At 53.0% G+C, this 11,759-nt stretch carries 10 protein-coding genes and 3 pseudogenes; 9 read left to right on the top strand and 4 right to left on the bottom strand.

The window, feature by feature from the left end; genetic code table 11:
* Positions 1 to 451: 451 nt before the first annotated feature.
* Positions 452 to 1,018: pseudogene (locus tag QN399_RS25685) on the top strand (IS630 family transposase); the annotation flags it as partial.
* On the opposite strand, the pseudogene QN399_RS25680 reads toward QN399_RS25685, so the two are convergent.
* Positions 1,017 to 1,361, bottom strand: a pseudogene (locus tag QN399_RS25680) (IS110 family transposase); the annotation flags it as partial. The pseudogenes QN399_RS25685 and QN399_RS25680 sit on opposite strands and share 2 nt — an antisense overlap.
* A 223-nt stretch (positions 1,362 to 1,584) precedes the next feature.
* Here QN399_RS25680 and QN399_RS25675 point away from each other — a divergent pair.
* Positions 1,585 to 1,890, top strand: a pseudogene (locus tag QN399_RS25675) (DDE-type integrase/transposase/recombinase); the annotation flags it as partial.
* Positions 1,891 to 2,139: 249 nt separating this feature from the next.
* Here the strand turns inward: QN399_RS25675 and QN399_RS25670 are convergent.
* Positions 2,140 to 2,259 (bottom strand): transposase, encoded by a 120-nt coding sequence (locus tag QN399_RS25670; RefSeq protein ID WP_330201884.1) that lies wholly within the window; start codon positions 2,257 to 2,259, stop codon positions 2,140 to 2,142.
* A 229-nt stretch (positions 2,260 to 2,488) separates the two neighbouring features.
* Between QN399_RS25670 and QN399_RS25665 the strand changes: the two genes are divergently transcribed.
* Positions 2,489 to 3,823: an ankyrin repeat domain-containing protein gene (locus QN399_RS25665; protein ID WP_330201883.1), complete on the top strand. Its 1,335-nt coding sequence runs from the start codon at positions 2,489 to 2,491 to the stop codon at positions 3,821 to 3,823.
* A 283-nt stretch (positions 3,824 to 4,106) separates the two neighbouring features.
* Here the strand turns inward: QN399_RS25665 and QN399_RS25660 are convergent, their stop codons facing one another.
* The gene (locus tag QN399_RS25660; RefSeq protein ID WP_330201882.1) at positions 4,107 to 5,240 is read right to left on the bottom strand and encodes a PipA/GogA/GtgA family type III secretion system effector; all 1,134 of its coding nucleotides are present in this window, start codon (positions 5,238 to 5,240) and stop codon (positions 4,107 to 4,109) included.
* Between the two features lie 1,287 nt (positions 5,241 to 6,527).
* Between QN399_RS25660 and QN399_RS25655 the strand changes: the two genes are divergently transcribed.
* The 6 genes from QN399_RS25655 to QN399_RS25635 all read left to right on the top strand — a co-directional run bounded on the left by QN399_RS25655 (position 6,528) and on the right by QN399_RS25635 (position 11,148).
* The gene (locus tag QN399_RS25655; RefSeq protein ID WP_330201881.1) at positions 6,528 to 6,902 is read left to right on the top strand and encodes a hypothetical protein; all 375 of its coding nucleotides are present in this window, start codon (positions 6,528 to 6,530) and stop codon (positions 6,900 to 6,902) included.
* Entirely contained in the window at positions 6,896 to 7,906 is a 1,011-nt protein-coding gene (locus QN399_RS25650; protein WP_330201880.1) for a transposase family protein, read from the top strand. The genes QN399_RS25655 and QN399_RS25650 overlap by 7 nt, the downstream gene beginning before the upstream one ends.
* Positions 7,869 to 8,393, top strand: coding sequence for a Mu transposase C-terminal domain-containing protein (locus QN399_RS26870; protein WP_369125139.1), 525 nt, complete (start codon positions 7,869 to 7,871; stop codon positions 8,391 to 8,393). Before QN399_RS25650 ends, QN399_RS26870 begins: the two co-directional genes overlap by 38 nt.
* Positions 8,341 to 9,036: a TniB family NTP-binding protein gene (locus tag QN399_RS25645; RefSeq protein ID WP_330201879.1), complete on the top strand. Its 696-nt coding sequence runs from the start codon at positions 8,341 to 8,343 to the stop codon at positions 9,034 to 9,036. Before QN399_RS26870 ends, QN399_RS25645 begins: the two co-directional genes overlap by 53 nt.
* Before the next feature lie 212 nt (positions 9,037 to 9,248).
* Entirely contained in the window at positions 9,249 to 10,928 is a 1,680-nt protein-coding gene (locus QN399_RS25640; RefSeq protein WP_330201878.1) for a methyl-accepting chemotaxis protein, read from the top strand.
* Positions 10,929 to 10,950: 22 nt separating this feature from the next.
* A complete protein-coding gene (locus QN399_RS25635) occupies positions 10,951 to 11,148 on the top strand; it encodes a PLP-dependent transferase (RefSeq protein WP_330201877.1) in 198 nt (65 codons plus the stop codon).
* On the opposite strand, the gene QN399_RS25630 is transcribed toward QN399_RS25635, so the two are convergent.
* Complete coding sequence (locus QN399_RS25630) at positions 11,110 to 11,715, bottom strand: sulfite exporter TauE/SafE family protein (RefSeq protein ID WP_330201876.1); 606 nt, start codon at positions 11,713 to 11,715, stop codon at positions 11,110 to 11,112. The two genes, QN399_RS25635 and QN399_RS25630, sit on opposite strands and share 39 nt — an antisense overlap.
* Positions 11,716 to 11,759 lie beyond the last annotated feature (44 nt).

Here is an 11,759-nt window from a genome sequence, read left to right as displayed (position 1 = left end):
AGATGTGTATAAGAGACAGCTGCTAGGGGGGATTCGTGAACTCATAAATACTCCTTGATGAGCGGAAAAAGTAAAAAAGAAAAAACGATAGAGGCGCGCACGTGGTGACGATCATTATTGAGTGGTTATAGGAACATAAGAGTTCCATTGACGCTGGAATCCAACGGTCTAACGTTGGAACTGAACCCCCGAGGTTCTTGACGCCCTTCATGCTCGCCATTGAACAACTGGCTGGACATTAAGTAGGGCGTATCATCGCCATCCTCGGCAGGGGGAAAGAACTGCGAAAGGTCGCCTTCATCAACGTCCACTACCTTGCAAAACGCCGCCAGGACATGTTTACCATCCTCTGCCGCGCATGAGGCCAGTTAAATCTCTAGTGTCCGGTCTCCGAAATAAGTTTCTAACCTGAGCTATGCTTCTGTGGTCAGTCAGTGCTTGGAGTGATCACATGAGCTCTCAGGACATCGTGCTCAGTGAAGACGAACAAACTGAACTGAGTCGACGAATAAGATCAGCCACGATCAGTCAGCGCGACGGTCGTCGGGCGCGGGTGATTTTGCTAGCCGCTCGAGGTTGTTCTCGTAACGAGATTGCCCAGTTGACCGGTCTCTCCGTTGTTTCAGTCACCCGCTGGTGCAAGCGTTTTCAAGAGCTGCGTCTGGTGGATCTGCCCGGACGAGGTCGCAAGCCATCCTTGCCGGCCGAAGCGTTGAAACGAACCCTTGAGCAAGTCACTCAGCCGCGTATCGGTCAAGCTCGCTGGAGCTGTCGAAGCATGGCGCGAGTCGCTGGCATCTCACCGGCCAGCGTCCAGCGGATATGGGCCGCCAACGACATAAAACCGCACCTGACACGCACCTTCAAACTGTCCAACGATCCAAATTTCGAAGAAAAATTTTGGGACGTCATTGGACTGTATCTGGATCCGCCAGATAAGGCATTGGTGCTCTGTTGCGATGAAAAAAGCCAAGTTCAGGCCCTCGAGCGCACCCAGCCTGGACTGCCTTTGGGAATCGTAGACGATGTAAAACCGAAAGCGTCTGCTGGGCCTCAGTCTTAGGCGAAACGAATTGCATTGACGGGCGTGATGCGGCTTCGCAGATGGCCTCGGCATCGACAAAATCGTTTTTGTTACCCTTGACGTAAGGACGAACGAATGGCGGGGAAGTCAGCTTGGCTTTATGCCCCATGGCCATCAATTGGCGAGCTACGAAATGCGCTCAGGCACAGGCCTCCATCACCACGGTACACGCCGGAAGGTTGCTGAAGAACTGCATCATCTGCAGACGTGAGAGTTTCTTGCGAAACACCTCCCGGCCGGGCTTGTCCTGACCGTGCAGATGAAAGCTATTGATGATGACCTCCGAAAGGTAACCCCCAGGGAAAGCCTAGCTCTCTCCAAGTGCGGGGGTGACCATCTCATTAGGCTAGGCCTTCTTCGCCCGCGAATTGAAGTGAGCTATCGCTTGGTTCGACAGATGCAACAGAAGGCATATCCAGTAGTACGTATCTGCCAATTATTGGGGGTCAGTCGCTCAGGCTTTTACGAGGCATCCAAACGGGCCAAAGGCTCTTGTACGCGTGTTGGCTCGTCAATTTGAGCCCGATGTGCCAAACAAGGCTTGGGTAGCCGACATAAACTATATCCGCACGCGTAGCGGCTGGTTGTATTTGGCCGTTGTGCTGGATTTGTTTTCCCGCAAAGTGGTGGGTTGGTCAATGGCCCCGAGCATGCCTGCTGAGCTGGTGTGCGCAGCTCTGCAACTGGCCATTGTTCAGCGCCAGCCTAGCCCAGGATTACTGATGCACTCCGACGCAAGTGCCTCCCATCGTGCGCTACTTGCTAGACATGGGCTTGAGGCGAGCATGAGCCGTAAGGAAAATTGCTAGGACTCTCAGTTTACTATGCTCAGGAACGTCAGCTCAATCTGACCCATGCGTGGATTGGCTCGCGGTATGCCTTGGTGTTGACCTGTCGATTGATCGCTGACGTTCCCTGGCATTGCCGGGCGTGGCGTCTGTGAGCTGATAGGAGCCTTGTGCTGCACCCTGAGAGCCCTGTCCTGCGTCCGGGGTTGGTTGTGCGTAACCGCAGAGGTACTACGCATGAGCACTTCGAAAATCACCGAGGTCATCCTAGGCGTTGATACGCACCTGGATATTCATGTTGGTGCAGACATCTTGAACAGACTTATTCTCGTCCAACACCAAGGCAGCAGCCTTGAGCTTGAACTCGGTGGAGTAGGAAACCCGCATGGCTTTAGTCAATTTAAACCTCTGATTTGGGCGCCATCATAGCGCCCGATGAAGGTGTCCAGAATCATTAGGCCAGTTCACACCCGCTTCTGTGTCGGGCATTGAGAGTCGCTGGAGCTACAACGGCGACTGTGAACCTCATGAGTGAAACCCTTTGCCCGCAAGAGCTTTGTCGCTATGGAACTAATTCTCTCCATTCGCCACGTATTCATTAATTTGCGAGATGAATATGAATCCTGTCGGACGGCTCCCCGGTTTACAGCAACCGCTTCAGACCCAAGCCCCCATAGAAGCAAAAGATCCGCTGCCGATTCACACGGCGGTGACCCGTGGTGATAGCGCGCGGGTGCTGCAGCTACGTCGCGAAGGGACGCGGGCGAATGCGCTGGATGGCGAACGTCGTTCGCCTCTGGAGACCCTGGATGCGCTGCGTGGCATCGACGAGCGTAGTCGTTCGGGGCTGCGCCTGGCGCTGCTGCAGTCCCTTAATCCCACGGCGCCGGTTGGTTATATGAAGCCCGAGGCGCTGCACGGTACGCCGTGGGGGCTGGAAATACTTCATTCGAATGCGCTCAAAGGTGGGGTCAATGATGCGAAGGGTGGCGCTCAGTCACTTGAGGGCAAGGTGTTCTTCTCTGATCGCTCCCCTGAATCCGATACCGATGCTACGACACGTTCCAACTTGCGCAGCAAAGCCCGCATTTATTCGGCGGGCAAAGGCGTACAAACCACCAACGCTTTTTCCAGAGCACTGCAACACCGAATGACACAGGTGCTGATGCACCGTTTGAACAGCAATCAATCGCTGCATTTATTGTCGATGAACGTCAACCTGCTGATCGCTGATCACCATCGGGTCGCCAAGGAAAGCGTTGAATGGCTCCAACGTTTTCTGCACGTCAAATATTGCCTTGTGCTAGCGGCAAAAAATTTTACCAGCGATTCACTTGATGTGGCCGCTTCGAAACTAAAGTTACCCGAGACGATAACGCTGGAAATTGCCGGACAACCATCCAGACGCCTCGAAGGCGCTGAGGTTAAGGCGTTTTATCGGCAAGCGGCGGGTGCTCTCCAGAGCGACCTCGAGCACGGCAAAGCGCCTTTCTTGAGCTTGCTCAACCAAGGCGCTGTCGTGCCAATGGTGTTTGGTTTCGACAGGATCAAAAACTTGTCAACCCATCAAATCGGAAGTGATCGCTCACACATCAAAAAGTATTCCTATCAGGGCCAGCCGCATTCATTGGCGGGTGGTGAGAACGGTGGGCGACTCAAAGAAATCGAGCTGCGCAGTCTGGGGGATCTGGCAACGCTTTACCTGGGATGTGCGGTCAAAGGGGTGACTCTGCCAAGCGACCTGTTGGTGCGGCTCAAAGAAAAATCTGGGGTCAAAGCCCAGTATCTGGACAGTCAAAAACTTCAGCGCTTCCAGGCAAACGTCTTGGCTCAGGCGGCAGAACAGTCCGACTGCGCAACGGTGGAGGGCTTGCCCAATGAGGATCTGACTCGACTTCAGCAGATCAACGCCGACATGCGGGCGGCAACTGATCTCACCTCTTGGTTGTAGGGGAGGGCGAACAGCCTGGCGTCTCGCCGGGAAGGCTCAGTGGCGTTATGGTTCGCCCGAGCATCGCGAATCCCATGGACGTTTTCAAACGGTCCCAAGATACCTCGCCAAGTCACCATAGTGGGCAGGATCCACTTCGCAGCCAAACACGGGATCGAAGTGACGCTGATTACCCCGCTCATCACGTACAGCCAAGATGGTGTGGCGGGCGAATGAGAACCTTTGATTAGCTTGCGCACCCGGAATTTCATCGGTGTGACTTAATTGGAAGGCGAACGGACGATCAATATGAACGGTCTCCAGTTCGGTCAGGCCCACCGCCTTTCCAAGGGTTTAATACAGATTGCAAAAAGGACACACAGTCGCCGTCGCGCTCGGCCACCATCGCGAAAGCATCTCGGTATTTATCCATGCGGGACTTGAACATCAACTGCACGCGATTCTGCTGCGCAATGCAGGACAACGTTTGCATGGGTGTTTCGCAACCCTTGAGCGTTCGTAGCAAACGCATGAGCAACGGGCTAAATGTTCGCGCTGCGGCGAATTCGTCCGCTGAACGTCTAGCGAGTATCGGGTTGGCACTCCGTGGCCGGCTGGCAATGCCCTGGAGACGGCGTTCGGCCTCCCGATCCAGCAGGGTTTCTGCGCGCTGCCGAAAGGTCGTCAGCGCGCCAGCGCTAGAAATCGTAGGCATGGCCAGGATGGCTTGGAGACTGCTTCGCAACCTGTTGTCCGATGGAACGGAATATATCCGTTGATGATCAACAGGCAAAGTTCGAATAGTGCAGGCCGGGGCCGGATGGCCGATTTCTTTCAGGATGATATTGGCGTACTCAACAACCGGACCTCGCGGGTGATTCAGCTCTTCCACGATAAAACCGGTCAGCGCTGGCAACAACGCATTCAGCACGCTGCGTTGAAGGTCCAAAGGGTAGGTGCCTCGGGCGAACTGATAACTTTGCGCCACGCCAGAAACAGTCAATTGCTCGAGCCCAAGTTGCCGGTCAGCCAAAGCCGCCTCGGCATGGGTGCCGACCGTCCAGCGTCGGTCCGGCATGTGCAGGTCTTGCTCCCAGGCATGGTTATAAATCCGGCGGAACGTTGGGCTCTTTTCATACGCATTTTTCAGGGTGTCAGTCAGCACTGCGAACGCCGCCCTTTGTGCTTTTCCGGCCGTGTTCGGTAGCGCCTTCATGAAGTGTTCACCGACACGGCTGAGTTCGAGCTTTCTGCTGTCATCGTTGGCGTGCACATCGTGGCACCGTCTAGCGGTGCTGGGGTGGTTTAATTGCGGCCACAAGTCGCGATGTGTCCTTGCCAGCTTTTGATCCTCGCACTGGGTGTCGAAAACAGACTCGCGAGTCGTCACCGGGGGAGTGGGCTGCGGTGGGCCTGATAATCTTGCAATGTGGAGCATGGCAGTTCGCTCTTTGCGAGGGGGGTACCACTGTGTGGCGCTGAGAGCTATGCGGTTCCCAGCGTCATCGCGGCACCGCGACGCACTTGATCTCCACAAGCAGGATCACCAGTCTATGTTCAGAGGGGCAGGCCCTCTGAAACCCACGCGCCATTTTCAGCCAATAGCGCAGTTTGCGCAGGCGGTCGGTGTCCAGGCGAGCGACCAAGCGCTGATAGCCTTCTTGGACGGACTCGTAGAATCAGCTACGGCCAGGAAGATCGAGGCCTATCGTTGTCCGGTGCCCCTTGTAGTGGTGACTCGGCTGCACGGCTACAACCGAAATTAGTGTGTCCGTGCATCTACCTAATCTTTCATCGAGGCAGAGGTTTCTCAGGTATGTTGCACTCTGCTAGGGCTGATGTTTTTTCTGAATGGATCACAGCATCATCCAGTTCGTCGCTCTGATAGCAGCGCGCGCAATGCGTTGTATAGCTCGGCACACGCGAGTCATTGCAGAGGGAAGCTGCGCCGCAGTGCACATGACGCCACGCTCAACGTCGCCGATGCTTCAATTTCATCGTTTTTGACAGACAAAGGATACGTAGTGAGCGAATACCAAGGAATGCGTTGGGTCAAGGCAGATTTCCAAGTGCAGACGCCGGAGGACAGCAAGAATTGGGCGGACCCTGAGCTGCGACTTGGTAATCCGCGGCGGCCGAAGACGGGCAACGTAGCTTGCGAGTTGGATATACAGAACAAAACCTTACGAGACTCATGTGACTGGTGACTATATTTGATAAAAAAATAATGAGTTACAAAACAATAATTTACCTCGGTTGACGTCTTAAAAGGGATACAAAAAAATCCGACATCGCGTTTAGTATCATTTTTAAAAGAACTTACGTCATTTCTCGCGGTGCTTCTTCATAGACTGTTCAACTGTTCAACTGTTCAACTGTTCAACTGTTCAACTGTTCAATGCAGTGAAAAATGAGCTCTGACAAACGGTATTTTTTCCGATGGCGCGCCAGTCAACCTAATTAAATGCAGCACCAGATCTCGGCTCGGAAGCGTTGTCGTTTGTAATTTTTATGCTAACTGCATGAGATTTATGGGGTTATTTAAACCCTAAATTTAGATGCGTTCTTGAGTGATTGCATAGTTCAATGTCGAGTAAATCCATACAACCTTGTGTGTGTCAGAATAGAATCCATCTCCAACCACCAAATAGTATGTAGAAAGTGGTTGATATTTCAGTGTTTTCGGCTATAGAGATGTCGTGTCTCTCTCAAAAAAGAGTCGTTTATGCCAGTAAATATCACGCCTGGAATGCAAGTAGTTGCGAAGGGAAAGGTTTCGATTATCCAAAGGGCGCTAGATTATTGCACTGTTGAGGTTGTGTTTGTTGGCAGCGGAGAAATTGAGTCAGTCAAACTCGATGATATAGAGTTTTTAGCACAGCCTGATCAAGCAGGACTGATCCCTCTCTCGACCAAGCTGGCGGCTGAAGCCAAGCTGGAAGATTTGGAACAAGCTGCTATTAGGTTTAATGTTGTCGAACAGTTGAAGCTGGGGAATATATCACCTATTAAAGCTGCTGATCAACTTGGGTCACAAAGAATCATCTGTACAAGCTTGCAAGAAAATACGAAGAGCAACTTGGCTCAATTTCGATGTTAACTAATAAGCGAGGGAGAAAAACTGGTTGTACGTTTTTGAGTGACGAGGTAGAAAAAATTATTTCTGAATCAATCAAGAAAGTGTACACCGCTCGCGGGGTAACGTTTAGCGTCGTATGGAAAGAAGTGGAAGTTAGCTGCAAGGAAAAAGGCATCCTCGTCCCGTCGCGGCAAACCGTGACCAGTCGAATAAAGTCGATTTTACCTGAAGCTGAGCGCGATCGAATTAGACTTGGGTCGGATGCTGCGAATCAAAGACACCAAGCTCGCCCCGGTAAACTTTTAACTAATCATCCGCTTGCTTGGGTTGAAATGGATCATACGTTGGTAGACGTGCTGGTTTTGGCTGACGATCGCATTCATATAATTGGGCGGCCTTGGCTAACTATATTGATCGACGTATTTACCAGAGTCATTCTTGGATACTATTTAAGTTTGCATGCTCCTTCAGCAATTTCGGTTGCCTGTGCGCTTTCTCATGCAGTGCTGCGCAAAGATGAGTTTGTCAAGGGTCTGGGGCTGGAGGCTGGAGACTACCCCTTCTATGGAGTTCCTACTGTTCTTTATATGGATAATGCGGCCGAGTTCAAAAGTGCGAAGCTTCAAGTGGGCTGCCACTTATTTGGCATTGATGCAATGTACCGTCCGCTTGGAAAAAAACATTACGGAGGACATATTGAACGGCTTATTGGAACAATGATGACGAGTAAAGTGCATTTCTTGAAAGGAACAACTATGTCAAATGCAGTAGCCAGACGGAATTTGGATAGCGAAAAACAAGCAACAATGACGTTTTCCGATTTCTGCGCTTGGTTCGCCAGGGAAGTAGCCCTCTATCACGCTACTATCCACTCAGGTATAGGGAGTTCGCCAAGACAAGCGTGGGTCAATTACTTTTCCCCTGCAGGAGGTATCCCATATCCACCACAGGTGACAGACTCTCACCAGTTTAAGTTGCGTTTCATGCCTGAAAAAAACGCGTTCAATTCAACCAAATGGTATTGAGTTTGGCAGGCGTTTTTACTGGGATCCTATTCTTAGCCAATTTGTGGGTACTAAAAAGGTACTCGTAAAATATGATCGATTTTCGATGCATCAAATCTGGGTCAAGATAGAAGGGGTTTTTTATCCAATTAATCTGTCCGATCTCACGCTACCGAATTTCACTTATGAAGAATACCGTGCCAGTCTTATTTATACTGCAGTTGTGCGCCCTGGGTCATTAAATGATCCGGAAGCGACTAGACACTACAGAGAAGAACAAAAAATCGAGGCTGATAGCAAAAAACTTACCAAACGTGCTAGACGACAGCAGGCTGCCGCTTCGGCATACGAATTGGCTTACCCTGCAAGGATTGTAGAGAATACAAAAAAGCAACTACGGAAAAGCCCGATTACTCGAAAGTCCCCAGCAAATTTAATCCAAAGGAGTAGCTCGAATGGGCGCACAGCACCTGCGGACGGATCGGCGTCACACCTTAGATGGAAATGATGATTACCGAATTGCGATCATCCAAGAAGATATCTGGGTTAACTACCAGCCGAGTGAGGCTATATTTCGAATGATGAACAATATGGCGCAGGTGCCCCACAGACAAACTGCGCCTGCCCTGTTGGTAATTGGGCCAGGTGGATCTGGAAAGAGCGCCATAATCTCTCAAATACCCCGTCGAGTCGCCAATAGTAAGGGGTTGTTGTTTATTGATATGGCGGAAGACCCCCAGATTGCTGTTAAGAAAGACCTGCGCGTTGAACTTGCCAGAGCGCTGAACCTCCCGACTGACACATCAACACGAACCAGCGCGAAGGTAGATGTGCCCAACGAGTTGGGAGAAGCGATAATGATCACCTGGGGCCTTTGCGCGGCAGCCACGGCGCTTGCCCAAGGGCCGATCAGCTATGCTGTGATTCGGCTACTGGCCGGCATCGCGGAGGCTGGTTTCTTTCCCGGCGTCATCTTTTTCCTGTCGCTGTGGTTTCCCGCTCATTACCGCACCCGGATGATGGCCTGGTTTCTGTTTGCGATCCCCATGTCGTCCGTTTTGGGTGGGCCCTTGTCGGTGGCCATGCTGGCAATGGATGGCGGGCTGGTGGGGCCTTATGGCGTCGGCTGGCTCAAGGACGTTACGCATTAATTCAATGCTGGCCTATTGGGAATGGCGGGTATGTTGTGTCTGGCCACTGTATTGACCTTCATCTTGCGAGCCATTATCAAAGAGGCCTAACGACGAAAATGTGAGTCTTTTGACCTGCCTGGCGACCCAGCTCTGACGAGAAAAGTCTTAACTTTTGATCCTGGCGGTCTTTAGCGGGCTATCACCCCAATGAAAGCAAGAGTGAGCGTCGTATGCATCTGAGCCTGAAGGCCAAAGTCCTATCCATCGCAGCACTACCGGTTTTACTGTTTGCGCTGGCGATCAGTCTGACGACCGTTCTGATGCTCCAACAGCAAGCGAAAAAAGAGGTTGAAGATACTCGACAACGCTTACTCGGAGAGGTCCGATTGACTTTGCAGAGTTATCTCGAAGTCGCGCTCACCGCGATTAAACCCCTGTATGACGTTGCGGCGGCAGGTGATCGGACTGCTCGTGCCGAGGCGATCAAACTGCTGTCGAGTATTACCTATGGCAGAGACGGTTATTTTTTCGGCTTCGACTCCGAGACTATTCGCTTGTTCAAGGGCAAAAGCCCAGATGGCGTGGGTAAAAGCTTTAAGGACAACCGCGATTCCAACGGTGTGTACATCAACCGTGAGTTGGTGAGAGCTGCCAAGGACGGTAGCCATTATGTGGAGTACAACGCCGCACGGCCTGGTAGTGATGTGAAGGTGCCAAAACTGGGTTACAGCGAGTACCTGCCTAAATGGGACATGATTATCGGCACTTCGGTCAATATCGAGGGGGTCGATGCTCAAGTGGCTGCGGTTGAAACCGAGGTGCACGAGCGTATGCGGGACGTGCTGCTGAGTATTCTGAGCATCGTCGTGGGGCTGTTGCTGGTGATTGCGGCTGTGGGCATGCTGACGGCCAATACCATGCTGCGGCCACTGAACCTGATGAAAGCCAGCCTGGATGACATCGCGGCGGGCGAGGGCGACCTGACCTGCCGTCTGGCGATCACCAGTCAGGATGAGCTGGGCGAACTGGCCGGTTCGTTCAATCGCTTTGTCGACAAGATCCACGGCTTAGTGCTGCAGATTTCTGTGATGACGTCGCAGTTGACCGGGCTGGTCAATCAGGTTTCCGATCAGGCCCTGCGTTCGGAACAGGCCATGGAGCGTCAGCGCCACGAGACCGACCAGGTGGCCACCGCGATCAACGAGATTTCCTCGGCGGCACAGGAAGTGGCCAGCAGTGCACAGGGGGCTGCGGTGGCCGCCCGGCAGACTAACGAAGAAGGACAGACTGCCAAGAGGGTAGTGGACGGTAGCATTCAGCAGATTCATGCCTTGGTCAGCGATATCCGCAACAGTGGAACTTCACTCGACAGTTTGCAGAAAGAAGTGACGTCGATCGTCAGCGTGTTGGACGTGATTCGCTCTATTGCCGAGCAGACCAACTTGCTGGCGCTCAACGCTGCCATCGAAGCAGCTCGCGCCGGTGAGGCCGGACGTGGCTTTGCGGTGGTGGCTGACGAGGTACGAGCATTGGCTAGACGCACCCAGCAAAGTACGCAGGAAATCCAGGGCATGATCAATCGCCTGCAGCAGGGCACGCGCACCGCGGTGGAGGCCATGCGCCGCTCCAGCGATGCCGGCGACGACACGTCGGCCCAGGCCAACGAGGCTGGTGCTTCGCTCGATGCCATGGCGCAGTTGATTGGCACCATCAACTCGATGAACGCACAGATTGCCGGCGCCGCGGAAGAGCAGACGGCAGTGGTCGAAGAGATTAGCCGCAGTGTGCATCAGATCGCGGTGGCGGTGGACAGCGTGGCTGATGAGACTCAACTGGGAGCCCTGACTTGCCGTAGTCTGGCGGATCTGGGGCAGCGCCTGGGCCTGCTGGTGGGGCAGTTCCGAATTTAATTTAGCAATTTAGAATGGGGTAGTGCGTATTCATTGGCTGCAAGCGCAGCCTCAGGTGAAACGAGTGTTCCATCCGGCGTTGCCCGATCATTCCGGTCATGCCCTATGGCAACGGGACTTTGCATCTGCTTCAAAACTCGGGGCTGCCGGAATAGAGCCCGCCGTCTCTCCTGGCCACTGTTCATTTGATGATAAGAGCCAGCAAGACGAGTGCGAGTAATGCGATGTAAGTGCGCGCATGCAGCTTATCCGGGATCTTCCCTGCGTGAGGCAGTGCTAGGCGGACACCGATCAATGAACCTACGGCTAACAACCCGAATGCGGGAAGGTAGATGTAGCCGAAAAATCCGTTGGTTACTCCCTCCATTTCGAGTTGCCCCGTGACTACGTACATCATCGATCCTACTAGCGCTACGGGCATGCTCAAGGGGTTCGCTAACGCCGTTGACTGGGCCCTGCTTAAACCTGCTCTGCGCAACAACGGAACCGTCATTACACTACCACCCACGCCCAGCAAGGTAGCAACCGTGCCAATGGTGATGCCTTTAAAGGGTAGCGCACGCACCGCATTTTTGGTTTGACCTGCACCCTGCAGGAAGCCGCGCCGGAACAGGCGGTCAGCGATAGTTAGCGATAGGTAAACCACAAACGTTATACGAACACCATCACTGCTCATAACGCTGGTCAGTATTGCGCCTGCCACTGCACCGGCTGCGATGTAACCCGCCAGCGGCCAGATGTAACCACGGGCAAGTTTATCAGCGCGATGCTGTTTCCGCGATTCCATATCTGGTCGCCTTGCCGGCGATTATCATTTCCGACATGACGGCG

Origin of the sequence: Pseudomonas sp. 10C3 (genome assembly GCF_036346185.1) — a bacterium.
Lineage (GTDB): Bacteria > Pseudomonadota > Gammaproteobacteria > Pseudomonadales > Pseudomonadaceae > Aquipseudomonas.
This window is presented reverse-complemented; position numbering and strand designations above follow the sequence as displayed.

Excerpts from the sequence above, each read along its gene's own strand:
- QN399_RS25670 (WP_330201884.1), bottom strand. The coding sequence starts at position 2,259 with ATGCGGGTTTCCTACTCCACCGAGTTCAAGCTCAAGGCTGCTGCCTTG.
- QN399_RS25665 (WP_330201883.1), top strand. The coding sequence starts at position 2,489 with ATGAATCCTGTCGGACGGCTCCCCGGTTTACAGCAACCGCTTCAGACC.
- QN399_RS25660 (WP_330201882.1), bottom strand. The coding sequence starts at position 5,240 with ATGCTCCACATTGCAAGATTATCAGGCCCACCGCAGCCCACTCCCCCG.
- QN399_RS25655 (WP_330201881.1), top strand. The coding sequence starts at position 6,528 with ATGCCAGTAAATATCACGCCTGGAATGCAAGTAGTTGCGAAGGGAAAG.
- QN399_RS25650 (WP_330201880.1), top strand. The coding sequence starts at position 6,896 with ATGTTAACTAATAAGCGAGGGAGAAAAACTGGTTGTACGTTTTTGAGT.
- QN399_RS25645 (WP_330201879.1), top strand. The coding sequence starts at position 8,341 with ATGGGCGCACAGCACCTGCGGACGGATCGGCGTCACACCTTAGATGGA.
- QN399_RS25640 (WP_330201878.1), top strand. The coding sequence starts at position 9,249 with ATGCATCTGAGCCTGAAGGCCAAAGTCCTATCCATCGCAGCACTACCG.
- QN399_RS25630 (WP_330201876.1), bottom strand. The coding sequence starts at position 11,715 with ATGGAATCGCGGAAACAGCATCGCGCTGATAAACTTGCCCGTGGTTAC.